Here is a 26,639-nt window from a genome sequence, read left to right as displayed (position 1 = left end):
TGGCTCGGCAGGGGCCGGGTTCGAGGCCGACTGCACGATCGCCGCGCCCCGCGCGCCGGGCCGGGATGGCTCGGCAGGGGCCGGGTTCGAGGCCGCCTGCACGATCGCCGCGCCCCGCGCGCCGGGTCCGGACGACCCGGCAGGGGCCGGGCTCGAGGCCGCCTGCACGGACGCCGCGCCTCCCGCGCCGGGTCCGGGCGGCTCGGCGGGCGACCGAGTCGCTGCCGGCTGCGTGGTCTGGTCCGTGTTCATGCCCGCCCCACCAGGTCCGCTCGGCCCGACAGCAGGAGTGTCTCGGCGCGGTCGTCGTTCATGTCGTCCTCGACGATCAGTGCGGGCAGGCCGTGCACCAACCTGGCCTGTTCCGCGATCAGTTGGCGGGTGAGCGCGGTACCGCCCTGGACGGTGACCAGATCCGGCCGCCCGGAGCCTGCCACGGCGCGGTCCAACTGCTCGTACGCGGAGGGCAGTTCCGTCTCCCCGTCCGGTGCGGTGAGCCAGAGGCCGCCCCGCAGCTCAGTGAGGTCGATCGCGCTCAGCAGCCGCCCCGCGAACTCCCGCTCCCCCACCCGCAGCGGCGTCTCCAGCGGCAGACGGCCCTGGTGCGCGGCACGCCAGTCCTGGACGACCCGCTCGACGAACTCCGGGTCGCGGCGCGCGATCCGTTCCTTCCCGATGCTGCGGGAGATGAAGTGGAAGGCGAACTGCGTCGGCCCGAACGCGTCGTGGTAGCGCCCGAAGTGCTCCCACCAGGACAGGCTCGGCCGGGCGGAGGCCTGGATCCTCTGCACCGAGGGCCGGGCCGCCGCCTCGTACGCCTCCAGCGCGGCCGGCAGGTCGTCGCGGTGGGCGAGCAGGCTGTCGGCGAGGGCGATGGCGTCCTCCATGGCCATCTTGGTGCCGGAGCCGACGGAGAAGTGCGCGGTGTGGGCGGCGTCGCCGAGCAGGACGACGTTGCCGCTGTGCCAGCGGCGGGTGCGGCGGGTGCGGAAGTTGCCCCAGCGGGAGTTGTTGACGAGGAGTTCGTGACCGTCGATCTGCTCGGCGAAGAGCTTCTCCAGGTACTGCTTGGTCTTCTCGTCGCTCGGGCCGGGCGGCTGCGAGGTGTCGAACGCGTCGAGCCCCGCCCTGCGCCAGGACTCCTCGTCCGTCTCGACGATGAAGGTGCTGACGCCGTCGCTGATCGGGTAGCCGTGCACGGCGAAGGTGCCGTGCGGGCCGTGCTCGTGGACGAAGGTCAGCCCGTCGAAGAGGTAACTCGTCCCGAACCAGATGAACTTGGCGGTCGCGACCTCCACCTCGGGAACCAGCTCGTCGGCGAGCCGGTCACGGAAGCGGGAGTTGGCGCCGTCGGCGGCCACGATCAGGTCGTAGTCGGCCAGCTGCGCCGGATCGGCCGGGATCTCGTGACTGAACCGCACCTCGACGCCCACCTCCTCGGCCCGTCGGTGCAGCAGCTGGAGGAGGGTCCTGCGGGTGATGGCGGCCATGCCGTTGCCGCCGCAACGGATCCGTTCCCCCTTCAGCCGGACCTCGATGTCGTTCCAGTGGCGTCCGTACTCCGCGAGCGCGGTGCGCAGGACGGGGTCCGCGGCATGGATGCCGGCCAGGGTCGCGTCGGAGAAGACCACGCCGAAGCCGAAGGTGTCGTCCGGCCGGTTCCGCTCGAAGACCGTCACCTCGACCGACGGATCGGCCTGCTTGAGAAGCGTGGCGAAGAACAGCCCGCCGGGGCCCCCTCCCACACAAGCGATCCGAGAAACCATGGTTCGTCCCTCCACGTCCAGTATCGGCACGGGTCGGCCCGCACACCAGCATTGTGTGTCACTCATTCCACGGACGTCAATCATTTGTTACGTAATGACGAGCCTGCTCTGCGCGGCCTTACTCGGCATTGCGATGCACTCTTGCAACGGCCGTCTGTGTGACATAGTCGTTTCCGTGAAGCCTCGATCGATCGTCTTCGACCTGTTCGGCGACTACGTCCGCTACCGCGGCGGCACCGCCCGGCTGCGCACCCTCAGCGCCCTGATGGACTGCTTCGGCGTCGGTGAGAGCACGGTGCGGGTGGTCCTCGCGCGCCTGCGCAAGGAGGGCTGGTTCGACGTCCGGCGGGAGGGCCGGGAGACGCTCTACTCGCTCAACCAGCGCAGCCTGCGGCTCCTCGACGAGGGCCGCTCACGCATCTTCGACCGGGCTCCGTCCGACTGGGACCGGCACTGGTACATGGTCATCTACTCGGTCCCCGAGACCGAGCGGGGCGTGCGCGACCGTATCCGCAAGGAGCTGGCCTGGCTGGGCTTCGGACCGCTGGCGCCGTCCACCTACGTCTCCCCGCACGACCGGCTGCGACAGGTGCGGGAGAAGTTCGCGGACGAGCCGGCCATACGGCTCGACACCCTGCGCTGCCAGTCCGGCGGGCTGCCCGTGGACCGCGAGATGGCGGCCCGCAGCTGGGACCTCGCCGCCCTCAACGAGGACTACCGGGAGCTGCTGCGCACCTATCGCAGCCGGATGCCCTCGTACCGGGCCGGGCACCTCGGACCCGAGGAGGCGCTGGTCGAGCGCATGCGGCTGACGTACGACTACCGCAAGTTCCCCTTCCGCGACCCGGACCTGCCGACCGAGCTCCTCCCGGCCGGCTGGGTGGGCCAGGAGGCGCACGAGATGTTCCTGGAGGCCCACGAGATCCTCGGTCCGGCGGCCGAGGCGTACTACGACGAGGTGGCCGGCTCCCGCCCCGCCTCGCGTGCGCAGCAGCGGGAATGACCGACAACTCGCCCACGCGTCAAGCGGGTTCACCCCAGAACCGGGCACGACTCCACGAGCCGGCCGGCCGGGGCCTGTGTGGCCGAAGCCACGTCGGCGAGCAGGGGCCGGGAGTGTCCTTCCGTCCCTGAGGCGGGCTACCGTTTCAGGATTCCCCCTTTCCCCGCAGGCGGCTTGGACGGACCTCGGTGCTCGCAGATCTCTCGCCTCTCATCGCGGCGACCACGGAATGGCTGACGCGGGCCTATCCGGCGTGCGGCGGCGCGCTGGCCTCGGCGCTGTGCGAGGTACAGGCCCGCCAGGCGGTGACCGTCTCGGCGTGGCTGTGCTACCCGACGGCGATGGACGCGGGGCTGGTCGGCGTCGCGGGCACCGGCGGCTCGGCCGCACTGGACCGGATCAGCGGCGCGGAACCGGAGGACCAAGGGGACGACGAGGCCTGGCGCAGCTGGGTCGACGAGGTCGTGGCCAGCTGGGCGGCCTGTCTGCTGACCGACCCCGGGCTGGCGGTGAGGGCGGTCGCGGGGCTGGCGGACGGCGAGCACACGCACGGTACGCCGATGGAGTTCCGGCGGCTGGTCGCACCCGACGACCTCGACCGCAAGGCGGCCGCCCTGCTGCGGCACCCGGACCTGCTCGCCCCCGTGGCCGAGCTGCATCGCGCCCGGCTGCTGGACCGGCTGGGACCGGAGCAGGCACTCGTGGCCTGAGCGCGGGACACGCGGCTCGGACGCCCGTTCCGTCGGGCGGACCCGGAGTTCGCCGGGAGGCACTCCCTCACACGCCGGTGCCGCCCTGCGGCCCCACGGCCGGACCAGCGCAGGATATGCGCCGCGACCTCGCGCCGCTCGGCGCGGGCGCACCGGGAGACCCGCTCGCCCCTCCGCGCCGGATGCGACTCACCCACGCCCACCGCATCGGGCGCTCCCCTCGTAGGTCCACCCCTCAACACAGCTCCCGACTCCGGCCGTTGACAACCAACCGAACAATTCGTTCGACCCATCGGACATCGTTCGAAACCTCTTGACGTTGCGCCGCACCCCGATTGACACTCTCGCAACACGAGGTCACGCAACCGAAACGATCAGCGCCCTTGGCCGAGGCGCCCGTTGCCGGCTCGCTCCCCCATGCCTTGCTCTCCCATGCCGTGCTCTCTCCCCCCGTCAGCCATGCCTCAGCAGGGAACCCCACATGACGTACTTCGCACGTCCGCGCACCCGCGCGAGACGCCGGGCGGGCCGCCTCGCCGGTCTGGCCGCCGTGTCGCTGTTCCTGGGTCTCGTCGCTCCCGTCTCCCCCGCGCAGGCGGCGGACACCGCGGACGTCACCGACGGCCTGGCCCTCTGGTACAAACTGGACGGCGCCTCCGGCACCACCATCGCCGACGCCTCCGGCAACGGCCGTGACGGCACGGTGAACGGCACCGCCGACTGGTCGGCCACCGGTCAGGGGCTCGCCTTCGACGGTTCCGACACCTACATCAAGGTGCCGGACGACGTCATGAAGGGCATGGACTCGATCACCGTCTCGACGGACGTGCAGATCGACTCCGCGCAGACCACGCCGTACTTCATCTACGGCTTCGGCAACTCCAGCGGCGGCAACGGCAACGGCTACCTCTTCGCCACCGGCAACTCCCTGCGCACCTCGATCGCGACCGGCAACTGGTCGACGGAGCAGACCACCAAGCCGAGCGACTCGCACAACCTGACGCGCGGGGTGTGGAAGCACCTCACCTACACCCAGACCGGCACCACCGGTGTCCTGTACGAGGACGGCGTCGAGGTCGGTCGCAACACCTCGGTCACCCTCACGCCCGGCTCCATCGGCTCCGGCGCCACCACCGCCAACTACATAGGCAAGTCGCTGTACTCGGGCGACAAGCTCTTCAAGGGCCGTATCCGCGACTTCCGCGTCTACGACCGCGCGCTCACCGCGTCCGAGGTCGAGCAACTCGCCCTCCCCGTCGACACACAGGGCGTGGCCGACGACAAGGCCGCGCTGAGCCTCGGCGACACGAGCGCCGTCACCGCCGACCTGGACCTGCCCAGGACCGGTACGGCGGGCGGCAGTTCGATCACCTGGGCCAGCGACGACACGTCCGTGGTCTCGGACTCCGGCAAGGTCACCCGCCCCGCCGCCGGCCGGCCCAACGCCCACGCCACGCTCACGGCGACCCTGAAGAAGGGCACCGTGACGGACACCAGGACCTTCGACGTCACGGTGCTCCCCGACTTCGACGACCAGACAGCCACCGAGCAGGCCGCCCAGGCCCTCACCGTCCACAACATCGACGACGTACGCGACAACCTCACCCTGCCCGCCGAGGGCGGCTACGGCACGGATGTCACCTGGTCCTCCGCCGACCCCGACGTCGTCTCCGCCGACGGCACCGTCCACCGCCCCGCGCACGGCGACGGCGCCACGACCGTCGACCTGACGGCCACCGTCACCAAGGGCGCGGCCCGGGCGACCCGCACCTTCACCGCGAAGGTCCCCGAACTCCCCAAGAGGGAAGCCCTCAAGGGCTACATGTTCAGCTACTTCACCGGCGAGGGCACCGAGGACGGCGAGCAGATCTACAACGCCCTCAGCAAGGGCGACGACCCGCTGCGCTGGCGGGAGTTGAACGACGGCAAGCCCGTCCTGACCTCCACGCTCGGCGAGAAGGGTCTGCGCGACCCGTTCATCATCCGCTCCCCCGAGGGCGACAAGTTCTACCAGATCGCCACCGACCTGCGGATCTACGGCAACGGCGACTGGGACGCCGCCCAGCGCACCGGCAGCAAGTCCATCATGATCTGGGAGTCCACCGACCTCGTCCACTGGACCGACCAGCGGCTGGTCAAGATCTCCCCGGACAGCGCGGGCAACACCTGGGCGCCGGAGGCGTTCTACGACAGCAGGCTCGGCGAGTACGTCGTCTTCTGGGCGTCGAAGCTGTACGACAACGCCGACCACAGCGGCGACACGTACAACCGCATGATGTACGCGACCACCCGCGACTTCTACACCTTCAGCGAGCCCAAGGTCTGGATCGACCGCGGCTGGTCGGTCATCGACTCCACGATGATCCAGAACAACGGCACGTACTACCGTCTCTCGAAGGACGAGCGGAACAACACCTCCTCCACGCCCAACAGCAAGTTCATCTTCGAGGAGAAGAGCGACTCGATCCTGGGCAGTTGGGACCCGGTCGCCGAGGGCATCGGCAAGGGCACGATGAGCGCCGCCGAGGGACCGCTGGTGTTCAAGTCGAACACCGAGGACAAGTGGTACGCGTTCCTGGACGAGTTCGGCGGCCGCGGCTACATCCCCTTCGAGACGACCGACCTCGACTCCGGCAACTGGACGCCGGTCACCGACTACGATCTGCCGGCCACACCGCGCCACGGCACCGTCCTCCCGGTCACCCAGGCCGAGTACGACCGTCTGCTGCGCGCCTATCAGCCCGACCAGTTGGTGGAGAGCGTCGAGGACGTGACGGTGAAGACGCGCGTCGGCGAGGCCCCGGTCCTGCCGGCCACCGTCATCGCCACGTACGCCGACGGCGTCAAGCGCCCCGTCGCCGTCAGCTGGGACGACGTACCGGAGTCCGAGTACGCCCAGCCCGGCACCTTCACGGTCATCGGCAGCCTGCCGGACGGCGCCGCGATCCCGGTCCAGGCCCAGGTCACGGTGGACGAGCAGGGCGCCGACGTCCCGGCCGACCTACTCCTGCACTACGACTTCGACGAGACGTCCGGCAACATCGCGGTCGACTCCAGCGGCCATGGCTACCACGGCACTTACGTCCGTACGCCCGACTTCGGCACCGGGGTGCACGGCGGCTCGTTCAAGATGTCCGGCGACTCCGCCGCCTCCCCCTACGTCAAGATCCCGAACGGTGTGCTGAAGAACGCCGACAGCGTGACGGTGTCGACGTACGCCAAGTGGAAGGGCGGCAGCAGCTTCCAGTGGCTGTTCGGGCTCGGCCCGGACAGCAACAAGTACCTGTTCGCCACCCCCTCCAACGGCGGCTCCAGTCTCTACTCGGCCATCACGAAGGCGAGTTGGTCGGCGGAGTCCAAGCTGACCGGCGGTTCCCAGCTCACGCCCGGCGAGTGGCACCACGTCACCGTCACCCTCGACGGCTCCACCGGCACGCTGATCCTCTACTCGGACGGCGTCGAAGTGGCCCGTACGACGACGACCATCAAGCCGTCCGAGCTCTACGACGCGAACAAGGACTACACCGGCTACATCGGCCGCTCCCTGTACTCGGCCGACCCGTACTTCGGCGGGGAGGTCGACGACTTCCGCATCTACGACCGGGCCCTGTCGGCCGCGGAGGTCATGGAGCTCAGTGGCAACACGGCCGGCATCGCGAAGGCGACCGAGTCCGGGCTGAAGGTCGACGCCATCGTCGACAACGCCGACAGCAAGATCACCCTCCCGATGAAGGAGGGCACCGATCTCACGTCCCTGGCGCCCGAGTTCACCCTCGCCCACGGCGCGGCGATCACCCCCGCCTCGGGCAGCGTGCAGGACTTCAGCAAACCGGTGACGTACGAAGTGACCGGCTCCGACGGCCAGAAACGGAGCTGGACGGTCTCCGCGCTCATCATGAAGAGCCCGGTCCTGCCGGGGCTCAACGCCGACCCGAACATCGTCCGCTTCGGCGACACCTTCTACATCTACCCGACCACGGATGGCTACGACGGCTGGAGCGGCACCCAGTTCAAGGCGTACTCCTCGACCGACCTGGTCCACTGGAAGGACCACGGTGTCATCCTCGACCTCGGTCCGGACATCTCCTGGGCGGACAGCAGGGCCTGGGCGCCGACCATCGCCGAGAAGGACGGCAAGTACTACTTCTACTTCTGCGCCGACGCCAACATCGGGGTCGCCGTCTCCGACTCGCCGACCGGCCCCTTCAAGGACGCACTCGGTCAACCGCTGCTCAAGGCGGGCGAGTTCAGCGGCCAGATGATCGACCCGGCGGTCTTCACGGACGACGACGGCCAGGCGTATCTCTACTTCGGCAACGGCCACGCCTACGTCGTCCCACTGAACGACGACATGACCTCCATCGACACCTCGAAGGTCAAGGACATCACCCCGAGCGGCTACAACGAGGGCTCCTTCGTCATCAAGCGCAAGGGCACCTACTACTTCATGTGGTCGGAGAACGACACCCGGGACGAGAACTACCGGGTCGCGTACGCCACCGGCCCCTCGCCCACCGGACCGTGGACCAAGCAGGGTGTCATCCTCTCCAAGGACCTCTCGCTGGGCATCAAGGGCACCGGTCACCACAGTGTCGTCCACGTCCCGAACACCGACGACTGGTACATCGCCTACCACCGGTTCGCCATCCCGGGTGGTGACGGCACGCATCGCGAAACCACCATCGACAAGATGGAGTTCGACTCCGACGGCCTGATCAAGAAGGTCGTGCCGACCCTGACGAGCATCGACCCGGTGACCATCGTGCACGCCGGAGGTGACGCCCACGGGAAGGAGGGCGGCGCGATCGCGCTGAACGGCACCATCTCCGGTGCGGGCAGCCCGAGTTGGACGGTCGAGAAGGGGGCGCCCTGCTCCCTCGCCGACCCCTCGTCCGCGAAGACCACGATCACCTGCACCGACAACGGCACCTTCACGGCCACCCTGACCGGCGGCCGCAGCCACGACACGGCGACCGTCACGGTGACCAACGTGGCGCCGACCATCACCTCCGCCGAAGGACCGCACTCCGCGGTCTCGGTCGGTCAACGGGCCGTCATCACCGCCGAGTTCACCGACCCGGGCGCCGACGACACCCACACCTGCGCGGTCGACTGGAAGGACGGCACCGACCCGCAGCCCGGCACGGTCACCGCCTCCGGCTGCCGCGCCGAGCACACCTACGCCAAGGCCGGCATACGACGTCCGGTGATCACCGTCACCGACGACGACGGCGGTACGGACAGCAGGACGCTCCCCGAGCTGATCACCTACGACCGCTCCGCCGGACCCGTGTTCGGCACCGGCATCTTCACCTCACCGGCCGGCGCCTACCCCGCCGAACCGGACCTGACGGGCAAGGCCGCCTTCTTCCTCACGGCCTTCTACACCAAGGGAGCCACCACCCCCACCGGCCAGGCCTCCCTCGAACTCGGCCCGGCGAGGCTCCAGTTCCGCTCGACCGGCTCCGACTGGCTCGTGGTCACCGGCTCCCAGGCCGTGTACCAGGGCTCCGGCACGGTCAACGGCACCGGCGGCTACGCCTTCCGCATCACCGCCACCACCGCTCCGGACAGCTTCCGCATGAAGATCTGGAAGAAGTCCGGCGGCGATGTCCTCTACGACAACGCCACCAGCCCGAAGTTCATGGGCTTCGTCAGCATCGGCAACCACACGCGGTGAGCCGAACCGACTGAGAACTCCTTCCCCCACAGGAGGACCCCCACATGAGAACCCCTCACATCCGCACACGACAGTCACTGGTCGTCGCCGCGCTGGCCGCCGCCCTGCTGACGGGACCCGGCATCGCCCAGGCCGCCCCGCAGCCGGTACCGGCGTCCCAGGAGCAGGCGGCGGCGACCATCACCTGGACCTTGGAGCGGGCGAGCAGCCCGACCCAGGACCAGCAGACCGCATACGACCTGATCACCAAGGCGATGAACGCCGCGGTCGCCCGCTACAACAACCTCAGCGACCTCGGCAAGGCGATCACCGTCCGCTACGACCCGAGCGTGGCCACCGCCGACGGCAGCAACAACGGCACCATCCGCTTCGGCAGCAACCGCAGCTACATGACCGAGCGGACCGCCCTGCACGAGATCGCCCACACGATCGGCGTGGGCACCAACGCAAGCTGGAACACACTGGCCAGTGGCGGGACCTGGCACGGGGCGCAGGCCACGGCGCTGGTCAAGCAGTTCGACGGCTCGGGCGCCACGCTGTCCACCGGCGGAGGGCACTTCTGGCCGTACGGCCTGAACTACGAGAACGAGTTCTCGAACACGGCGGCCGACCGCCATGTACGGATCGTCGCCGCGATGGTGCGGGACGGGCTCTGACGGTTCAGCAGTAACTCGACGGGCGCACCCCGGGCCTCGGGGATCCGGGTGCGCCCGTTCGCGCACCGCGGGGTAGGACTCCCTGTTCGGGCCGACCGACCAGGCAGGGAGCCTCACCGTGGGACACACGACACGCGACGACTGGGATGCGCACTGCGCGAGCGGCAAGAGCTTCAGCGGACTCCGCGACTCCGAGCGCGAGTTGCTCGCCGCTCACGTGTCCGCCCCCGACGGCGGCGGACCTCGCCCTCGACGTCGGCTGCGGGCTGGCCGGCAGTGGCCGTCGCCATGGGCGCAACGGCCCTCCTGTAGCGCTCAGGCCAGGGACAGGAACAGCTTCTCCAGCCGCGCCCGCATCTGCGCCGAGTCCCGGACCTCCGGGTCGTCGCTGGTCATGCACTGTTCGAGCCCGGTCGCGATGATCGAGAACCCGGCCCGGTCCAGCGCCCGCGACACCGCGGCGAGCTGGGTGATCACATCCTCGCAGTCCCGGCCCTCCTCGATCATCCGGATGACACCCGCGAGCTGACCCTGGGCGCGCCGCAGCCGGTTGAGCGCCGACTTGAGCTCCTCGGCCGACATGTCGAGTTGCACACTTCCTCCTCCTGCATACCCCCGCGGGTATCGTACCCGCTGGGTGAACACCCCGGCCAAGGGCTGCGCGCAGCCGGCGGCGCTCGGCATCGAGGCTGCCACGCTGGACGGAATGGCGGCCGTCCTGGGCAGGCTGCCGTACCACAGGGCTCCGAAGGGCGCCGTCTCCTTCGAGGAGACGCTGCTGCGGCCGGCGGTCTGAACACGACGGAGCGGCCCCCGCTTAACGCGGGGGCCGCTCCGTCGTACGGACGCCTGCTCAGCCGATCTCGACCAGCAGGTCACCACCCTCCACCTGCTGGATGCGGTTGATGGCCAGCCGGTTGACGCGCCCGGCCCTGGTCGCGGTGATCGCGGCCTCCATCTTCATCGCCTCGATGGTGGCCACGGTCGCCCCGGCGTCCACCTCGTCGCCCTCGGCGACCGCGAGGGTCACCACACCGGCGAACGGCGCCGCGACATGGCCGGGGTTGCCGCGGTCGGCCTTCTCGGTCACCGGGATGTCGGAGGCGGCGGCGGTGTCGCGGACCTGGATCGGCCGTAGCTGGCCGTTCAGGGTGGACATCACCGTGCGCATCCCGCGCTCGTCGGCCTCGCCGACCGCCTCCAGCTCGATGAGCAGCCGGACGCCGGGCTCCAGGTCGACGGAGTACTCCTTGCCCGGGCGCAGACCGTAGAAGAAGTCCTTGCTGTCCAGGACGCTGGTGTCGCCGTAGGCGGCGCGATGGGTCTCGTACTCGCGCGTCGGGCCGGGGAAGAGGAGACGGTTGAGGGTCGCGCGGGGCTCCTTGGCGAGGCCCTCGCGGTCCTCCGGCGTCAGCTCCCGGACCGGCTTGGCCTCGGCGCGGCCCTCAAGTGCCTTGCTGCGGAAGGGCTCCGGCCAGCCGCCGGGCGGGGTGCCCAGCTCGCCGCGCAGGAAGCCGATCACCGAGTCGGGGATGTCGAACCTGTTCGGGGTCGCCTCGAAGTCCTCCGGCGGCACATCGGCGCCGACGAGGTGCAGGGCGAGGTCGCCGACCACCTTGGACGACGGGGTGACCTTGACCAGCCGGCCGAGCATGCGGTCGGCGGCCGCGTACATCGACTCGATGTCCTCGAAGCGGTCGCCGAGGCCGAGCGCGACGGCCTGGGTGCGCAGGTTGGAGAGCTGGCCGCCGGGGATCTCGTGGTGGTAGACACGCCCGGTCGGGGAGGCGAGGCCCGCCTCGAACGGGGCGTAGATCTTGCGGACGCTCTCCCAGTACGGCTCCAGGTCGCCGACCGCCTGGAGGTCGAGGCCGGTCGGCCGTTCCGAGTGGTCGGTCGCGGCGACGATCGCCGAGAGGGAGGGCTGGGAGGTCGTACCGGCCATGGAGGCCACCGCGCCGTCCACCGCGTCCGCGCCCGCCTGGATCGCCGCCAGGTAGGTGGCCAGCTGACCGCCCGCCGTGTCGTGCGTGTGCAGGTGCACCGGCAGGTCGAACTCGCGCCGCAGCGCCGACACGAGCTTCGCGGCGGCCGGGGCGCGCAGCAGACCGGCCATGTCCTTGACCGCCAGGACGTGGGCGCCCGCCTCGACGATCTGCTCGGCGAGCCGGAGGTAGTAGTCCAGCGTGTACAGACGCTCGTTCGGGTCGGACAGGTCCGAGGTGTAGCAGAGGGCGACCTCGGCGATCGCCGTCCCCGTCTCGCGTACGGCGTCGATGGCGGGGCGCATCTGGCCGACGTCGTTCAGGGCGTCGAAGATGCGGAAGATGTCGATGCCGGTGGCGGCGGCCTCCTGGACGAAGGAGTCGGTCACCTCGGTCGGGTACGGGGTGTAGCCGACGGTGTTGCGGCCGCGCAGCAGCATCTGGAGACAGATGTTGGGCACGCTCTCGCGCAGGGCTGCCAGCCGCTCCCACGGGTCCTCGGCCAGGAAGCGGAGCGCGACATCGTAGGTGGCACCACCCCAGCACTCCAGGGACAGCAGCTCGGGGAGGGTGCGGGCGACCACGGGCGCCACAGCCAGCAGGTCCTTCGTCCGCACCCGGGTGGCCAGCAGCGACTGGTGGGCGTCGCGGAACGTGGTGTCCGTGATGCCGATGGTCGGCGACTCGCGCAGCCGGCGGGCGAAGCCCTCCGGGCCGAGTTCGACCAGGCGCTGGCGAGAGCCGGCGGCCGGTTCGGCGGCGGGCAGCGCCGGCAGCTTGGTGCTCGGGTCGATCAGGTCGGGCCGCTCGCCGTGCGGCTTGTTGACCGTCACGTCGGCGAGGTAGGTCAGCAGCTTGGTGCCGCGGTCCGCCGAGGAGCGGGCGGTCAGCAGGTGCGGGCGCTCCTCGATGAACGACGTCGTGACGCGCCCGGCCTGGAAGTCCGGGTCGTCCAACACCGCTTGCAGGAAAGGGATGTTGGTGGCGACACCGCGGATGCGGAACTCGGCCACGGCACGCCGGGCCCGTCCGATCGCGGCCTTGAAGTCCCGTCCCCGGCAGGTCAGTTTGACCAGCATCGAGTCGAAGTGGGCGCTGATCTCCGTACCGGCGTGGGTGGTTCCGCCGTCGAGACGGATGCCCGAGCCGCCCGGCGAGCGGTAGGCGCTGATACGGCCGGTGTCCGGGCGGAAGCCGTTGGCGGGGTCCTCGGTGGTGATACGGCACTGGAGGGCCGCGCCGTGCAGCTTGACCGTCTCCTGGGAGAGCCCGAGGTCGGCGAGGGTCTGGCCGGAGGCGATGCGCAGCTGGGCCTGGACGAGGTCGACGTCGGTGACCTCCTCGGTGACCGTGTGCTCGACCTGGATGCGCGGATTCATCTCGATGAAGACGTGGTTGCCGTCGCGGTCGAGGAGGAACTCGACGGTGCCCGCGTTGCGGTAGCCGATCTCGCGGGCGAAGCGGACGGCGTCGGCGCAGATGCGGTCGCGCAGGGCCGGGTCGAGGTTGGGCGCGGGGGCGAGTTCGATGACCTTCTGGTGGCGGCGCTGGAGCGAACAGTCGCGCTCGAAGAGGTGGATGACGTTGCCCTCGCCGTCCGCGAGGATCTGCACCTCGATGTGGCGGGGGTCGACGACGGCCTTCTCCAGGAAGACGGTCGGGTCACCGAACGCGGAGGCCGCCTCACGGGAGGCGGCCTCGATGGACTCGCGCAGTACGGCCGGGTCCTCGACGCGGCGCATACCGCGACCGCCGCCGCCCGCGACCGCCTTCACGAACACCGGGAAGCCGATCTCCTCGGCGGCGCGGACGAGTTCGTCGACGTCGTTGGAGGGCTCGGAGGAGCCGAGGACCGGGACACCCGCCGCGCGCGCGGCGGCCACGGCACGGGCCTTGTTGCCGGTCAGCTCAAGCGTGTGCGCGCTCGGCCCGACGAAGGTGATGCCCGCTTCCTCACAGGCCTTGGCCAGCTCGGGGTTCTCGGACAGGAAGCCGTAGCCCGGGTAGACGGCGTCGGCGCCCGCCTTGCGCGCGGCGCGCACGATCTCCTCGACCGACAGATACGCCCGCACCGGATGCCCGGGCTGGCCGATCTCATAGGCCTCGTCGGCCTTCAGCCGGTGCAGCGAGTTGCGGTCCTCGTGCGGAAAGACGGCGACCGTCCGCGCGCCCAGCTCATAGCCGGCGCGGAATGCCCTGATCGCGATCTCACCACGGTTGGCGACCAGCACCTTGCGGAACATCACCGCTCCCTTCAGCCTGCCGATGGACGTCCCCCATGGTGTCGGTGACATGCGCTTCTGGCCATGTGAGCCGGGCCACTCAAGGAGTGATTTTCGCCGCTGCCTTGTTGATCGCCTCACGGATACGGGTGTATGTACCGCACCGGCAGACGTTCTCGATGCGGTCGATGTCGGCGTCGCTCGGCTGGGGCGTCTTCTTCAGCAGGGCCGCCGCGGCCATGATCTGACCGGGCTGGCAGAAGCCGCACTGGGCGACGTCGCAGTCCAGCCAGGCCTCCTGCACGGGGTGCAGGGTGTCCCCGTCGGCCAGCCCCTCGATGGTGGTGACCTCGCGGTCCGCGCAGTCCTTGACCTTGACCGTGCAGGGCTGGATCTCCTCCCCGTCGAGATGGCTGGTGCAGGCCCGGCAGACGCCGACACCGCAGCCGTACTTGGGGCCGGTGACGTGCAGCAGGTCCCGCAGCACCCACAGCAGCGGCATGTCGGCCGGGGCCTCGACGGTGACCTTCTCGCCATTGAGGACGAAGGAGTAGGACGGCATCGGTACCTTCTCAGAAGTTGAGCGGGAAGCGGCGGGGTTTGGTGCCGGTCGCCCGGGCGTAAGCGTTGGCCACGGCACCGGAAGCGGCCGGGACGCCGAGTTCGCCGGCGCCTCCGGGCTCCCCCGTGGACGGCATGATGTGCACCTCGAAGTGCAGCGGGGCGTGCCGCTGCCGGGCCCAGTGGAAGTCGGCGAAGCTGCCCTCGCGCACGGCACCCCGGTCGATGTGCAGCCCGGCGCTCAGAATGGTGGAGATCCCGTCGACCGTCGCGCCCATGAGCTGGGCCTCCAGACCGCGCGGGTTGACGGCCGTGCCGACGTCGGCGGCCATCACCACCTTGGTGATGCGAGGGTTCTTCGGATCGGTGGCGTCGATCTCGGCGAGACAGGCCACGCAGGACCCGTACTCCTCGTGCACGGCGACGCCCTGCCCGTGCCCGTCGGGCAGCGACCGCCCCCACTTCCCCGCCTCGGCGACCTTGTCCAGTACGGCCCTCACCGCCTTGTTCCGCAGCGTCGTACGGCGGAAAGCGACCGCGTCCTTCCCCAGGCTCCGGGCGACCTCGTCCACGACGACCTCCTCCGCGGCCCGCATCGTCCCGGAGTCCACCGACCGCCAGGCGCCGAGTGGGATCGGCAGATCGACACCGCCCGAATCGCCGGAGATCCGGCCGAAGTTGTAGAGACCGGAGTCGCTGGGCAGCGGGGCGGCGACGGGGCGTACGAAGGACGCCTGGTGGGCGGTTGTGCCCTCCGACTCATTCACCGAGGCCATCATGTGGCTGAAGGCCACCACCCGGCCGTCCTTGTGGCTGGCACGGATGCGGTGGTGGCTGGCCGGGCGCATCCTGCCGTGCCGGGTGTCGTCGTTACGGCTCCACATCAGCTTGACGGGCCGTTTCGCCGCCTTGGAGATCAGCGCGGCCTCGATGGCGGCGTCGTAGTGGAGCCGTCGTCCGAACGAGCCGCCGCCGCGCAGGACATGGACCGTGACCTTGGACGCGGAGAGTCCGATCGCGGAGGCGATGGTGTCCCGGGCGTCCATCGGGGTCTGGGAGGAGAACCAGATCTCGGCCTGGTGCGCGCGGACGTCGGCGATCGCGGTGAGTACCTCCATCGGGGCGTGGCTGACGAAGGCGAACTCGAACTCGCCCTCGACCTGCGTCGATCCCCGCGGCGGAGTGCCCGGCTTCGGCACGGCGGCCCGCAGCCGGGAACGGATGCCGGCGTCGGACAGCGAGGCCATGGGGCCCGGCGCCCACTTGATCTTCAGGGCGTCCCGGGCGTTGAACGCGTGGTGGAAGGTCTCGGCCACGACGGCGACCCCGCCGGGGACCCGCACCACGGCGTGCACGCCGGGCAGGGCACGGGCCGCCCGGTCGTCGACGGAGACGAGCTTCCCGCCGAGCGTCGGTGGCCTGGCCACCACGGTCGGCTTCGCGCCCGCCACCGTCAGGTCGCCGGTGTACTTCGCCTTGCCGGTGACGAGGTCCCGGGCGTCGATGCGGTTGGTCGGCCTGCCGATCAGCCGGTGCTTGGAGGCCGGTTTGGGCTTGGCCGGCACGGACGTGCGGCGGACCCTGGCGGCGCTCGCGCTGAGCGAGCCGAAGGTGGCCGTGCGGCCGTCCGGGGCGACGACCATGGTGTTGCGGGTGTGCAGGCTCCGGGCGGGCAGGTGCCAGCGGCGGGCGGCGGCGGTGACGAGCCTGGCGCGCGCGGTGGCGGCGAGCTGCCGTGCGGGGCCGTAGAGCGAACTGACCGAGTTGGAGCCGCCGGTGGACTGGTTGCCCTTGGTGCGGGCGTCCGCGAGGGGGATGTCGACATCGGCGAGGCGGGCGTCCAGTTCCTCGGCGATCATGACGGCGACGGCGGTGGTGATGCCCTGGCCGAGCTCGACCCGCGGCAGTCGTACGACGACCCTGTTGGCCGGGGTGACCTCCAGGACCAGCATCTCCTCGTCCGTGCCGGTCACCAGCACCTCGGCGGGGCCGCGGGCCGGCTCGGAGCCCTCGGCCGTCGAGGTGTCGCAGCCGAGCGGGGCGGCGACGGTCAGCGTCGCGGCCGACAGGGAGTAGACCATGAACTTCCGGCGGGACACCCCGGAGGTTTCGCTGTCGTCCACCACTCACTCCTCGGGTGCGTCGACCGATACGTCAACCGGTATGAGGCGCCAGGCGTTCTGTGGGTTCCCTGAAGGCTGCCGATGCGCCGACCGGTTCCGGCCCGTCACGGACAGGTTGTCCTCGTCTGCCCCTTGTCGTCCGTAGGCTCTGGGTGCGTAGCGGAACCGTGCGGTAGACGACCTGTCCCCACCAACCTACGGAGAACCATGGCCGACGCCAGCCCCGAGGCCCGTGCCGTCACTCTGCTGGGCCGCCCCAAGCTGTGGCTCGTACCCACCGTCCTGACCGGACTGCTCGCGCTGTTGCTGGCTCTCCTCTACATGGGCGGCATCGTCGACCCCCAGCGCGATCTGCACCATCTCCCCATCGCTCTGGTCAACGGCGACACCGGCAAGCCCCCGGCCGGGCAGCCGGCGAACGCGGGCACGCAGATCGCCGCGGCGATCACCTCCGACAAGTCGAACGACAAGGCCGCCTGGCGCGAACTGACCCTCGCCCAGGCCCAGGACCAGCTCGACTCCGGGAAGGTCTACGGCGCCCTCGTCATCCCCGCGAACTTCACGGACTCGATCACCGCGCTCAGCACGAACGGCGCCACCCAGCGGCCGACGATGACCGTGCTCACCAACCCCGGCAAGGGCAGCCTGGGTTCCTCGCTCGCCGGCCAGATCACCACGGCGGCCGCGCACCGGTCCTCCCAGACCCTCGGCAAGCAGCTCACGGCGGCCGTCGGCGGCCGGGCGAACTCCACGGCCAAGCTGCTGCTGGCCGACCCGGTGAACGTCGTCACCCAGGTCGGCCACCCCATCGGCCGCCACAGCGGTCTCGGCCTGAGCGCCTTCTACTACACCCTGCTGCTCGTGCTGGCCGGGTTCATGGGCGGCAACGTCATCAGCAACGGCGTCGACACCGCCCTCGGCTACGCCGACAACGAGATCGGCCCCTGGCACACCCGCCGCCCCACCGTTCCCATCAACCGCACCCAGACCCTGCTGCTGAAGATGGCGATGACCGCGGGCATCACGGTCATCAGCGTCTCGCTGGTCATGCTCGCCACCATCACCGTCCTCGGCATGGACGCGACCCACATCCCGCTGCTGTGGATCTACTCCTACTGCGCCGCGCTCGCCGTGGGCCTGGGCGTGCAGGCCATCAACGCGGCCTTCGGCGGGATCGGCCAGCTGGTGTCCATGTTCGTGTTCATCGTCCTGGGTCTGCCGTCGTCCGGCGCCACGGTCCCCCTCCAGGCGGTCCCCGGCTTCTACCGCTTCCTCTCCCACTTCGAGCCCATGCGCCAGCTCAGCGACGGCGTCCGCGCCATCCTCTACTTCGACGCCCGCGGCGACGCCGGCCTCACCCGATCATGGATCATGATTGCGATCGGCGCGGCCTTCGGTCTGCTCTTCGGCTTCGCGATGACCAGGTACTACGACCGCAAGGGCCACAAACGCCTGACGCCGCAACCTGTTCGACAGGACATCAGAGAAGAGGAATGAACGTGTCCGTCCTCGTCCGGCGACGCGCCGACCACGATCTCGACACCTGCGTGGAGATCCTCGCCGAGGTGCACCGGCACAGCGGCTATCCCGTCAACTGGCCGGAGCAGGCGGCCGATTGGCTGACTCCGCGCTCGCTGCTGGCCTCCTGGGTCGCGGAGTCGGACGGGCGGGTGGTCGGTCACGTCGGTCTGTCGCGGGCCGACGGAGGTGACGTGGCAGCCGGGCTCTGGGCCGCCCGCGCGGGTGTCGGTGTCGAACGGACCGGCGTGGTCGGCCGGTTGTTCGTGTCGCCCGACGCGCACGGGCTCGGCCTGGGCGCCGCGCTGATGGAGCAGGCCGTGGCGGAGGCTCAGGCGCGCGGGATGCATCCGGTCCTCGACGTCGTCACCTCCAACACCGCCGCGACGGCCCTGTACGAGCGGCTGGGCTGGGAGTTGCTGGACGTCGTGGAGGAGCGCTGGGGGCCGGACCAGGTGGTGGCCCTCGGCTGTTACGCGGCGCCGAGCGACTGCATGCGCGCGGCACCGGCCGACGTCATGTCCCTGCCGCACTCGACCGGGGACTGACCAGCCCCGTCTCGTACGCCACCACCACGGCCTGGGCCCGCTCGCGCAGGGTGAGCCTGGTGAGGATGCGGGAGACATGTCGCGGCTCTGCGTGAGGGCAGTTGGGGGCAGGTGTTTGTTCGCCGGTGCGGCGGTCGCGGTGCTGGGCTCGCTGCCGCCGGCGGGCTGGGCGGCCCGTATCCGTACGGCCGCCGCCCTGCGCGCCGAGTAGGCGCGAGACGCAACCCTCTCGCAACCTTGCCCGTGCTGCCCTGGGAGGCATGTATGAGGAGACCCCGCGCGTCGAACTCACCCCCGCGGCCGCCGAACTGCTGCGCACCCTGCGTGCCACGCACGGCCCGCTGATGTTCCACCAGTCCGGCGGCTGCTGCGACGGCAGCGCGCCCATGTGCTACCCGGAGGGCGAGTTCCGCACCGGCGGCTCGGACGTGCTGCTCGCGGAACTGCACGTGGACGGGGTACCGGAGCCGGTGACGTTCTGGATCTCGCGCAACCAGTACGAGGTGTGGAGCCACACGCGGCTGATTGTGGACGTCGTAGCGGGGCGCGGGAGCGGTTTCTCGCTGGAAGCACCCGAGGGGGTGCGTTTTCTCACCCGTTCTCGTGTAGTCGACGCATAGACGCTGCGGCGGTCATCGCCGTCTGGTGCACTTCCCCTGAGTCCTGGGACAGTTGACGAGACCTCAGGGGGTTCTGTGACGCATCGTCAGAAGCGTTTCGCAGCAAGGAGATCCGGCAGAACAGCACTCACGTTCCTTACGACACTCGGCGCGCTGGCCGGTGCCACCCTGGTGGGGGCGGCACCGGCCAGCGGCGTACCCGCGGCCACCACGATCGGGCCGGGCGTCACCTACCGGCAGTTCGACATCCAGGGCGGCAAGGGGCCGACCCACGCCCATCTGCTCACCGTCAACCTGCGCAACACCCGGGTTCGGCTCGACCTGCTGTACCCGGGAGCGGTGGCCGCGCGGGCCGCCGTCTCCAAGCTCGCCGACGGCCAGGGCGCGGTGGCGGGCATCAACGGCGACTTCTTCAACATCACCGAGACCCAGCACCCGGGCGTCGAGGCCACCGGCTCGACCGACGGGCCGGCCATCGCCGCCCAGCACGTCCTGAAGGCGTCGGTACCCGACGGCCAGCGCTTCGGCCCGGCGCTGCCGCCCGGCACGACCACGCAGGACGTACTGGGCGTGGGGGTCGACCGCAGAGCCCGGCTGGACAGCCTGGCCCTGCAGGGGTCGGTCAGGACACCCTTCGGGCGGCTGCCGCTCGGCGGGCTCAACCAGTTCGCGCTGCCCGAGAACTCGATCGGCGCCTTCACCTCGGACTGGGGCAGCGTCTCCCGGGTCCGCGCCATCTGCGGCACGGACACCGACCGGGCCGCCGCGTGCAGTTCGGACACCTATGAGGTGACGGTCCGGCACGGCCGGGTCGTCGCGGTGGCCGACGCCCCGGGCAGGGGCGCCGTCGCCGCGGGCACCACGGTGCTGGTCGGCCGGGAGGCGGGCGCGCGGCAGCTGCGGAAGCTGGTCACGGGCGAGCCGGTGAAGGTGACGCACCGGCTGGTGGCCGCCCGCTCGCGGGTGCCGTTCCGCTTCGCCCTCGGCGGCTATCCGGTGCTGAGGGGCGGGCAGCCGCTGGCCGGCCTCGACAACGGCACCGCGGCCACCCGCACCGCCGTCGGCATCGCGAACGGCGGGAAGCGGCTGCTGCTGTTCGCGCTGGACGGCGCGAAGGCGTACCGCACCGGTCTGACGATCGCCGAAGTCGCCGCCGAGATGCGGGCGTTGGGCTCGGTCGACGCCTTCAGCCTGGACGGCGGCGGCTCGACCACGCTGGTCGCCCGCGAGCCGGGCGGGTCCGCGGTCACCGTGCGCAACCATCCGTCCGGCGACGCGGAACGCCCGGTCCCCGACGGCATCGGGGTGTTCACGTCCTGACCGCGAGCGGCCTCACGGACGCAGACTGCTGACGATGTCCGCCGTCGCCGTGAGGCCGCTGTGGATCGTCGGCGCCATGCTGGTGCCGGCGAGGAAGAACCCGAGCAGCAAGCAGACCAGGGCGTGGGAGACCTTCAGTCCGCCGCTGCGCATGAAGATCACCGCCAGGATCAGGAACAACAGCACCGCAGAGATGGAAATCGCCATCGTCAACCTCCTCCGCCACGCCCGTTTCGCGGCATTCGGCCGCAAGTGTGGCGTAGCGGAGGGCCGATCGGGGCAGCTGACCTGTCCGCCGAACGTGTGGTTCTACGCCGCCCGGTGGGCGTCCAGGAAGAGTTCGAGCCCGGCGAGGTCGTCGGTGTTGAAGTAGTCGATGCCGGCGTCGAGGAGTTCGGTCCACAGCGCGTCCCGGGCGGGTCCGGCCAAGTCCGGCGTGTTCCAGAAGCGCACCTTCTGCCCGGCGGCGTGTGCCTGGCCGATGATGCTCCGCAGCTTCTGCCGCTCGGCGTCCGGGAAGGCGCCCTCGCCCAGCCAGGTGAAGTTCAGCTGCCAGTTGTCGCTGATCAGCGGAATGAAGGAGGCGGGCGCCGGGGTGCCGAGGTCGGTGAGCCGGCCGTCGTAGAAGGCCCGGCGCACGCTCTGCGCCTCCATGGGCGTACGGGCCGCGCGGTCGCCGGAGATGACATTGGTGATCGCGCCGGGGAAGACACGGCCGTGGGCGTACGTCGTGAACAGGTGCCTGTAGCGCTGGAGATGGCGGTCGAGTTCGAGGTACGTCGACGAGCCCTCGGACTTAATGTCGATCAGCAGCTGCAGCGGGCGACGCCAACCCCGGTACACGGAACCGCGGTTGGCCTTGACGATGGCGGCGAGCGGGCCGAGGTAGAGGGACTCCAGCGTGCGGGTCGGGTCGAGGTCGTCCACCGTGTGGCCGATGAGGAGCCGGCCCTCGACGAGGAAGATGTCGGCCTCGACGCTGCCGAAACGGTGGTCGAGGGCGTCGAAGAGGGGGCGGGGGTGTTCGTAGTCGTTGTGGGCGTGGGCGCGCCACAACGGCGGGCGCCGGTGCTTCTGTTCGTCGGCGAACGCACTGCCGGCGGGCGGGGCGAGCACGGCAGCGAGCGTGGCGCCGAATGCGGTGAGGGCTCTGCGGCGGGTGACGAGGACCATCTTCTGCCTCCCTGTGGGGCGGGTCCGAACCACAGGGAGTATGAGGCGGATTGGGCACCGATGAACCTGTACATGCCAGGAGTTGGCCGGACTGCCGCTGCTTGTTCACTCCTTCGGCGACGGCGCACGAAAAAGCCCGCCCCAGGTGGGGCGGGCTTCACCGGGTGACGCTCAGGGAGCCTGCAGGTCGACGAGTTCGGCCACCGCGGCACGGTGGGAACCCGCCGTGCCGTAGGCGATCGAGTCGGCCTTGGCCCGCTTGAGGTACAGGTGGATCGGGTGCTCCCAGGTCATGCCGATACCGGCGTGCAGTTGCAGCGCCTCCTCGGCGGCGTGGACCGCGACGGGCGCCGCGTACGCCTGGGCGACGGCCACCGCCAGTTCGACGTCCTCGCCGGTCGTCAGGGCGTCCGCCGCGTTGCGGGCGGCGGCGCGGAGGCCCGCGACCTCCAGCCACAGCTGGGCGAGCCGGTGCTTGAGGGCCTGGAAGCCGCCGACGGGACGGTTGAACTGCTTGCGCTCCTTGAGGTAGCGCACGGTCTCGGTCAACGTCCAGTCGGCCACGCCGAGTTGCTCGGAGGCGAGGAGTCCGGCGGCGGTGCGCAGGGCCCGGCGGACGGCGGGTTCGGCGTCGCCGAGCAGTCGGCCGGGTGCGCCGTCCAGCCGGACGGTCGCCAGCGGGCGGGTCAGATCCAGGGACGGCTGCGCGGTGACGGTCACCGCGTCCGCCTCCACCGCGTAGAGCCCGCCGTCGTCGGCGGGGACCAGCAGCACGTCGGCCACCGCCGCGTCCGCGATGCCGGTCAACTCCCCGTGCAGGGCACCGCCTTCATGGCGTACCACCTTGTAGGCGCTGCCCGGGGCAACGCTCAGCGAGACGGCGAGGGCGCCGATCTTCCGCCCGGACGCCAGCTCGGCGAGCAGGTCGTCGGCGTCCGAGGCGAGCAGCGCCTCGGTGGCGACGACGGCGCTGGTGAGGTAGGGCACGGGGGCCACGGCGCGGCCCAACTCCTCCAGCACGACGGCGACTTCGCGGTGCGTGGCGCCCTGGCCGCCCTTGTCCTCGGGCACCAGCAGGCCCGCGAGGCCCATGCCGTCGGCGAGGGCCTTCCAGGCCGCGAGGTCGTGCGGGGCGTCGGACTCGGTGCGGGCGATGACGCCGGGGGCGTCGCAGTGGTCGGCGAGCAGGTCCCGTACGGCGGACCGCAGCGCCTCTTCCTCCTCGGAGTACAGCAGGTCGGTCATCGTGCGAGGTCCTTCCAGGCGACGTCCTTGTCGGTGCGCGGCTCGGACGGCAGGCCCAGGACGCGCTCGGCGACGATGTTCAGCAGGACCTCGCTGGTCCCGCCCTCGATGCTGTTCCCCTTGGAGCGGAGGTAGCGGTAGCCGGCGTCCCGGCCGACGAAGTCCACCAGCTCGGGCCGGCGCATGGTCCAGTCGTCGTACAACAGGCCCTCCTCGCCGCGGAGTTCGACCTCCAGGCCGCTGATCTCCTGGTTGAGGCGGGCGAAGGCGAGCTTCATGCCGGCGCCCTCGGGGCCGGGCTGGCCGGCGACGAGCTGCTGGCGGAGGCGTTCGGCGGTGAGGCGGGCGACCTCGGACTCGACCCAGAGCTTCAACAGCCGCTGGTGGAGGTCGTGGCTGCGCAGTTCGGGACGCTCGCGCCAGGTCTTGGCGACCGGGGCGATCATGCCGCCCTCGCGGGGCAGCCGCATACCGCCGATGGCGACGCGCTCGTTGTTGAGCGTGGTCTGCGCGACCCGCCAGCCGTCGCCGATCTCGCCGAGGCGGCGGGAGTCGGGGATACGGACGCCGGTGAGGAAGACCTCGTTGAACTCGGCCTCGCCGGTGATCTGGCGCAGCGGACGGACCTCGACACCCGGGTCGGTCATGTCGCACAGGAAGTAGGTGATGCCCGCGTGCTTGGGCACGTCCGGGTCGGTGCGGGCGATGAGGATGGCCCAGCGGGCGAGATGGGCGCTGGACGTCCACACCTTCTGCCCGTTGACCACCCAGTCTCCCCCACTCTCGGCTTCGCTCGGGCGGGAGGGGCCCCCATCCTCACGGACGGCCCGGGTGCCGAGCGCGGCCAGGTCGGACCCGGCGCCGGGCTCGCTGAAGAGCTGGCACCAGACCTCCTCGCCGGTCCACAGGGGCCGCAGATAGCGCTGCTTCTGCTCCTGGGTGCCGTACTTGAGGATGGTCGGCGCGGCCATGCCGAGGCCGATGCCGATCCGGCGCGGGTCGTTGTCGGGGGCGCCCGCGGCCTCCAGCTCGGCGTCCACGACGACCTGGAGGGAGCGCGGTGCGCCGAGGCCGCCGAGGCCCTCGGGGTAGTGCACCCAGGCCAGTCCCGCGTCGAAGCGGGCCCGCAGGAAGTCCAGGCGGTCGGTCGTGGCGGGCGGGTGTGCGGCCAGCAACTCCGCTGTGCGGCGCTTGAGTTCGGCTGCGTCGGTCATGCGGCGGCTCCGTTGTCCAGCGAGGGAAGGATCGTGACCCGACCCGTGGTGACGCCGTCGGCGACGCGCTGCACGGCGGCGGCGGCCTCGCCCAGCGGGACGCGCTCGCTCACCAGCGGCTTGATGGCGCCCCGGGCGGCCAGTTCGGTGAGCTGTTCGTGGCAGTGCAGGACCAGCTTCGGGTTCTTGGTGTTGTACAGGCCCCAGTGGAGGCCGAGGATCGCGTAGTTCTTCACCAGGGCGTGGTTCAGCCCCGGGCTGGGGATGGTCCCACCGGCGAAGCCGACGACCACGATCCGTCCCTCGAAGGCGACGACCTTGGTCGACTGGATGTAGGCCTCCCCGCCGACCGGGTCGTAGATCACGTCGGCGCCCCGGCCGCCGGTGGCCTCCTTGACGGCGGCGACGACGTCCTCGCTCTTGCGGTCGACGACGACGTCACAGCCCAACTCCCGGGCGACGGCGGCCTTTTCGGAACCCCCGACGACACCGATGACCGTCGCGCCGGCCGCCTTGCCGAGCTGCACGGCCGCGCTGCCGACCCCTCCCGCGGCAGCGTGGACGAGCAGTGTCTCGCCGGCCTCCAGCCGAGCCCTGCGGTGCAGGCCGAACCAGCCCGTCTGGTAGCCGATGTGCAGCGCGGCCGCCTCGGCGTCGTCCAGCGAGTCCGGGGCGGGGAGGAGAGCGGCGGCATCCGCGAGGGCGTACTCGGCGAAACCGCCGTACGGCAGCGCGGGGTTGGCGATGACGCGCCGCCCGTCCTCGGTCTCACCGCAGATCTCCACCCCAGGAGTGAACGGCAGCGGCGGGCGCACCTGGTAGTGGCCGCGGACCATCAGCACATCCGGGAAGTTGATGTTGGCGGCACGCACCTTCAGCAGGACCTGGCCGTCGCCCGGGGTGGGGGTCTCCACCTCCTCCAGCCGCATCACCTCACTCGGCTCGCCGAGCTCGTGCACTTGCCATGCCTGCATGCGGTGCCTCCACGGGACTGCGTCGTCGTACCGGAGTCTGGGCCGCGGTCCACTGACCGGGGTCCACCGCATACTAAGCGGTCGCTTGCCTTCGAGGGAACAGCCCTGCCGCGAACGTCACACCCGGCCTACGCGCCGGGCGGGGTGCCTTTCGAGCTCTCCTGCGCCCTGGCGACGGCCGCCGCCACCTGCTGCCGTACCGCCTCGGGCAACGGACCCCCGTCGACGGTACCCACCAGATCCTGGGCGAGTTGGTGCAGCTTGGTGTTGGTGTTCTGGGAGGCCGTGACGAGCACGGCCCAGGCGGTCTCGGGGCTCAGACCGAAGGTGGCCATCAGAATGCCGCGGGCCACGTCGATGACCGGCCGGGTCTGCATCGCCCGGCGCAGCTGGGCGACCTCCGTGCGCAGCTCCTGATCGACCTTCCCGCGCCGGTCCCCGCCTTCGGGAACGCCGACGGGCAGGGTGTGCGGGCCGCCGGGGCCGGGCGGAACGAACAGCTCACGGGTGCCGGTCAGGTCGAGCAGCCGTCCGACCGCCGGGCCGCAGTCCAGGACGGCGACGGTCTTGCTCTCGGCGAGGGCCCGCTTGCGCAGGTCGAGCAGGATGTTCAGGCCGCCGCAATCGCAGAATCCGACCGCGGCCAGATCCAGGTCGACGCCGGTGACCGAGCAGTCGAGGGCGTCGTCCAGCACGGGCCGGAGGTGCCCGGCACCGATGTCGAGTTCGCCACGGACCGTGACGATCGTCCGGTCGCCGTCGGCCGCGGACCGGATCGTGGCCAGACACGGAGCGCTCGTGTCGTGCACGGTGAGGGGCTGCACCGAGTGCGCAGGTTCCTGCATGGCCCTTCTCCCTCGTGTGCTCGCCTGCGTCCTGCTCCCAGATTCGCCCGTCCGACCCACACACGTCAACCAATACATGAAATAAAGTTCGGGTTTTTGAATGCGTGAATACCCAGTCGCTAGAGTAGGTCCATGGATGGAGTGCCGGAGCCACACACCGGATGGACGTTTCTCACCAACCACGCACGGGTGCTGGCCGCGATCGCCGACAACCACAGCGCCCGGATCCGCGACATCGCCGCACACTGCAGACTCACCGAACGTGCCGTCCAGAAGATCATTTCCGATCTGGAGCAGGACGGCTATCTCTCCCACGTCCGGGAAGGCCGCACCAACACCTACCGCATCGAGCCGGGCAAGGTGCTGCGCCATCCCGCCGAAGCCGGACTGAGCGTGGCCTCGCTGCTCTCCCTGCTCGCCCAGGCCGAGGCCGACCGCTCCCGGCCCGGAGGCCGTCCGCACGCCCCGGCCTGATC

Annotated in this window: 21 protein-coding genes and 2 pseudogenes; 10 read left to right on the top strand and 13 right to left on the bottom strand. The window is 70.6% G+C overall.

The annotated features are described in order from the left end of the window. Positions 1-252 (bottom strand): annotated as a pseudogene (locus ACWC09_RS05385) (hypothetical protein); the annotation flags it as partial. Next, positions 249-1,766, bottom strand: a complete 1,518-nt coding sequence (locus ACWC09_RS05380) for an FAD-dependent monooxygenase (RefSeq protein ID WP_450848702.1) — start codon at positions 1,764-1,766, stop codon at positions 249-251. The gene ACWC09_RS05380 and the pseudogene ACWC09_RS05385, both read right to left, overlap by 4 nt. Before the next feature lie 175 nt (positions 1,767-1,941). Here ACWC09_RS05380 and ACWC09_RS05375 point away from each other — a divergent pair, with 175 nt between their 5' ends. The 4 genes from ACWC09_RS05375 to ACWC09_RS05360 all read left to right on the top strand — a co-directional run bounded on the left by ACWC09_RS05375 (position 1,942) and on the right by ACWC09_RS05360 (position 9,815). Further along, a complete protein-coding gene (locus ACWC09_RS05375) occupies positions 1,942-2,769 on the top strand; it encodes a PaaX family transcriptional regulator (protein WP_450848700.1) in 828 nt (275 codons plus the stop codon). 188 nt (positions 2,770-2,957) lie between these two features. Next, the gene (locus ACWC09_RS05370; protein WP_450848698.1) at positions 2,958-3,479 is read left to right on the top strand and encodes a hypothetical protein; all 522 of its coding nucleotides are present in this window, start codon (positions 2,958-2,960) and stop codon (positions 3,477-3,479) included. 481 nt (positions 3,480-3,960) lie between these two features. Further along, positions 3,961-9,159 (top strand): family 43 glycosylhydrolase, encoded by a 5,199-nt coding sequence (locus ACWC09_RS05365; RefSeq protein ID WP_450848696.1) that lies wholly within the window; start codon positions 3,961-3,963, stop codon positions 9,157-9,159. A gap of 44 nt (positions 9,160-9,203) precedes the next feature. Then, entirely contained in the window at positions 9,204-9,815 is a 612-nt protein-coding gene (locus ACWC09_RS05360; RefSeq protein WP_450848694.1) for a hypothetical protein, read from the top strand. Positions 9,816-10,130: 315 nt separating this feature from the next. Here ACWC09_RS05360 and ACWC09_RS05355 read toward each other — a convergent pair whose 3' ends face one another. Beyond that, positions 10,131-10,409 (bottom strand): metal-sensitive transcriptional regulator, encoded by a 279-nt coding sequence (locus tag ACWC09_RS05355; RefSeq protein ID WP_450848692.1) that lies wholly within the window; start codon positions 10,407-10,409, stop codon positions 10,131-10,133. Positions 10,410-10,452: 43 nt separating this feature from the next. Here ACWC09_RS05355 and ACWC09_RS05350 point away from each other — a divergent pair, with 43 nt between their 5' ends. After that, positions 10,453-10,611 carry a hypothetical protein gene (locus tag ACWC09_RS05350; RefSeq protein ID WP_450848690.1) on the top strand — a complete coding sequence of 53 codons (159 nt, stop codon included), beginning with the start codon at positions 10,453-10,455 and terminating at the stop codon, positions 10,609-10,611. A 57-nt stretch (positions 10,612-10,668) separates the two neighbouring features. Here the strand turns inward: ACWC09_RS05350 and ACWC09_RS05345 are convergent, their stop codons facing one another. The 3 genes from ACWC09_RS05345 to ACWC09_RS05335 form a co-directional block, all read right to left on the bottom strand. Next, positions 10,669-14,043, bottom strand: a complete 3,375-nt coding sequence (locus ACWC09_RS05345) for a pyruvate carboxylase (protein WP_450848735.1) — start codon at positions 14,041-14,043, stop codon at positions 10,669-10,671. A 79-nt stretch (positions 14,044-14,122) separates the two neighbouring features. Further along, positions 14,123-14,584, bottom strand: a complete 462-nt coding sequence (locus ACWC09_RS05340) for a (2Fe-2S)-binding protein (RefSeq protein ID WP_450848688.1) — start codon at positions 14,582-14,584, stop codon at positions 14,123-14,125. Between the two features lie 10 nt (positions 14,585-14,594). Then, entirely contained in the window at positions 14,595-16,664 is a 2,070-nt protein-coding gene (locus ACWC09_RS05335; protein ID WP_450848734.1) for a molybdopterin cofactor-binding domain-containing protein, read from the bottom strand. A gap of 249 nt (positions 16,665-16,913) precedes the next feature. Here ACWC09_RS05335 and ACWC09_RS05330 point away from each other — a divergent pair, with 249 nt between their 5' ends. After that, on the top strand, positions 16,914-18,203 hold the full coding sequence (locus ACWC09_RS05330) for a YhgE/Pip domain-containing protein (protein ID WP_450848686.1): 1,290 nt from the start codon (positions 16,914-16,916) through the stop codon (positions 18,201-18,203). After that, complete coding sequence (locus ACWC09_RS05325; protein ID WP_450848684.1) at positions 18,200-18,772, top strand: N-acetyltransferase family protein; 573 nt, start codon at positions 18,200-18,202, stop codon at positions 18,770-18,772. The genes ACWC09_RS05330 and ACWC09_RS05325 overlap by 4 nt, the downstream gene beginning before the upstream one ends. Here the strand turns inward: ACWC09_RS05325 and ACWC09_RS05320 are convergent. Next, positions 18,741-18,851: pseudogene (locus tag ACWC09_RS05320) on the bottom strand (DNA-binding response regulator); the annotation flags it as partial. The gene ACWC09_RS05325 and the pseudogene ACWC09_RS05320 overlap by 32 nt on opposite strands. Before the next feature lie 181 nt (positions 18,852-19,032). On the opposite strand from ACWC09_RS05320, the gene ACWC09_RS05315 reads away from it, so the two are divergent. Together ACWC09_RS05315 and ACWC09_RS05310 are read left to right on the top strand one after the other, a co-directional pair. Continuing rightward, on the top strand, positions 19,033-19,392 hold the full coding sequence (locus tag ACWC09_RS05315) for a DUF779 domain-containing protein (protein WP_450848682.1): 360 nt from the start codon (positions 19,033-19,035) through the stop codon (positions 19,390-19,392). Between the two features lie 75 nt (positions 19,393-19,467). After that, the gene (locus tag ACWC09_RS05310; protein WP_450848680.1) at positions 19,468-20,712 is read left to right on the top strand and encodes a phosphodiester glycosidase family protein; all 1,245 of its coding nucleotides are present in this window, start codon (positions 19,468-19,470) and stop codon (positions 20,710-20,712) included. Between the two features lie 12 nt (positions 20,713-20,724). Here the strand turns inward: ACWC09_RS05310 and ACWC09_RS05305 are convergent, their stop codons facing one another. The 6 genes from ACWC09_RS05305 to ACWC09_RS05280 all read right to left on the bottom strand — a co-directional run bounded on the left by ACWC09_RS05305 (position 20,725) and on the right by ACWC09_RS05280 (position 26,163). Further along, positions 20,725-20,919, bottom strand: coding sequence for a hypothetical protein (locus tag ACWC09_RS05305; protein WP_450848679.1), 195 nt, complete (start codon positions 20,917-20,919; stop codon positions 20,725-20,727). Between the two features lie 102 nt (positions 20,920-21,021). After that, a complete protein-coding gene (locus ACWC09_RS05300; protein ID WP_450848677.1) occupies positions 21,022-21,885 on the bottom strand; it encodes a phosphatidylinositol-specific phospholipase C/glycerophosphodiester phosphodiesterase family protein in 864 nt (287 codons plus the stop codon). Between the two features lie 171 nt (positions 21,886-22,056). Next, complete coding sequence (locus ACWC09_RS05295) at positions 22,057-23,130, bottom strand: acyl-CoA dehydrogenase family protein (RefSeq protein ID WP_450848675.1); 1,074 nt, start codon at positions 23,128-23,130, stop codon at positions 22,057-22,059. Beyond that, on the bottom strand, positions 23,127-24,344 hold the full coding sequence (locus ACWC09_RS05290) for an acyl-CoA dehydrogenase family protein (RefSeq protein WP_450848673.1): 1,218 nt from the start codon (positions 24,342-24,344) through the stop codon (positions 23,127-23,129). The genes ACWC09_RS05295 and ACWC09_RS05290 overlap by 4 nt, the downstream gene beginning before the upstream one ends. After that, entirely contained in the window at positions 24,341-25,318 is a 978-nt protein-coding gene (locus tag ACWC09_RS05285) for an NADPH:quinone oxidoreductase family protein (RefSeq protein ID WP_450848672.1), read from the bottom strand. The genes ACWC09_RS05290 and ACWC09_RS05285 overlap by 4 nt, the downstream gene beginning before the upstream one ends. A 128-nt stretch (positions 25,319-25,446) precedes the next feature. Then, positions 25,447-26,163: an ANTAR domain-containing protein gene (locus ACWC09_RS05280; protein WP_450848670.1), complete on the bottom strand. Its 717-nt coding sequence runs from the start codon at positions 26,161-26,163 to the stop codon at positions 25,447-25,449. 132 nt (positions 26,164-26,295) lie between these two features. Here ACWC09_RS05280 and ACWC09_RS05275 point away from each other — a divergent pair, with 132 nt between their 5' ends. Beyond that, entirely contained in the window at positions 26,296-26,637 is a 342-nt protein-coding gene (locus ACWC09_RS05275) for a helix-turn-helix transcriptional regulator (protein WP_450848668.1), read from the top strand. The last annotated feature ends 2 nt before the right edge of the window (positions 26,638-26,639 follow it).

The organism is Streptomyces sp. NPDC001617 (assembly GCF_053596855.1).
This window is presented reverse-complemented; position numbering and strand designations above follow the sequence as displayed.

What these genes read in the sequence shown, in the direction of transcription:
- ACWC09_RS05365 (WP_450848696.1), top strand. Translation starts at nt 3,961, where the DNA reads ATGACGTACTTCGCACGTCCGCGCACCCGCGCGAGACGCCGGGCGGGC.
- ACWC09_RS05315 (WP_450848682.1), top strand. Translation starts at nt 19,033, where the DNA reads ATGTATGAGGAGACCCCGCGCGTCGAACTCACCCCCGCGGCCGCCGAA.
- ACWC09_RS05340 (WP_450848688.1), bottom strand. Translation starts at nt 14,584, where the DNA reads ATGCCGTCCTACTCCTTCGTCCTCAATGGCGAGAAGGTCACCGTCGAG.
- ACWC09_RS05380 (WP_450848702.1), bottom strand. Translation starts at nt 1,766, where the DNA reads ATGGTTTCTCGGATCGCTTGTGTGGGAGGGGGCCCCGGCGGGCTGTTC.
- ACWC09_RS05295 (WP_450848675.1), bottom strand. Translation starts at nt 23,130, where the DNA reads ATGACCGACCTGCTGTACTCCGAGGAGGAAGAGGCGCTGCGGTCCGCC.
- ACWC09_RS05275 (WP_450848668.1), top strand. Translation starts at nt 26,296, where the DNA reads ATGGATGGAGTGCCGGAGCCACACACCGGATGGACGTTTCTCACCAAC.
- ACWC09_RS05300 (WP_450848677.1), bottom strand. Translation starts at nt 21,885, where the DNA reads ATGGTCCTCGTCACCCGCCGCAGAGCCCTCACCGCATTCGGCGCCACG.
- ACWC09_RS05345 (WP_450848735.1), bottom strand. Translation starts at nt 14,043, where the DNA reads ATGTTCCGCAAGGTGCTGGTCGCCAACCGTGGTGAGATCGCGATCAGG.
- ACWC09_RS05290 (WP_450848673.1), bottom strand. Translation starts at nt 24,344, where the DNA reads ATGACCGACGCAGCCGAACTCAAGCGCCGCACAGCGGAGTTGCTGGCC.
- ACWC09_RS05285 (WP_450848672.1), bottom strand. Translation starts at nt 25,318, where the DNA reads ATGCAGGCATGGCAAGTGCACGAGCTCGGCGAGCCGAGTGAGGTGATG.
- ACWC09_RS05335 (WP_450848734.1), bottom strand. Translation starts at nt 16,664, where the DNA reads ATGGTCTACTCCCTGTCGGCCGCGACGCTGACCGTCGCCGCCCCGCTC.
- ACWC09_RS05360 (WP_450848694.1), top strand. Translation starts at nt 9,204, where the DNA reads ATGAGAACCCCTCACATCCGCACACGACAGTCACTGGTCGTCGCCGCG.
- ACWC09_RS05305 (WP_450848679.1), bottom strand. Translation starts at nt 20,919, where the DNA reads ATGGCGATTTCCATCTCTGCGGTGCTGTTGTTCCTGATCCTGGCGGTG.
- ACWC09_RS05280 (WP_450848670.1), bottom strand. Translation starts at nt 26,163, where the DNA reads ATGCAGGAACCTGCGCACTCGGTGCAGCCCCTCACCGTGCACGACACG.
- ACWC09_RS05330 (WP_450848686.1), top strand. Translation starts at nt 16,914, where the DNA reads ATGGCCGACGCCAGCCCCGAGGCCCGTGCCGTCACTCTGCTGGGCCGC.
- ACWC09_RS05325 (WP_450848684.1), top strand. Translation starts at nt 18,200, where the DNA reads ATGAACGTGTCCGTCCTCGTCCGGCGACGCGCCGACCACGATCTCGAC.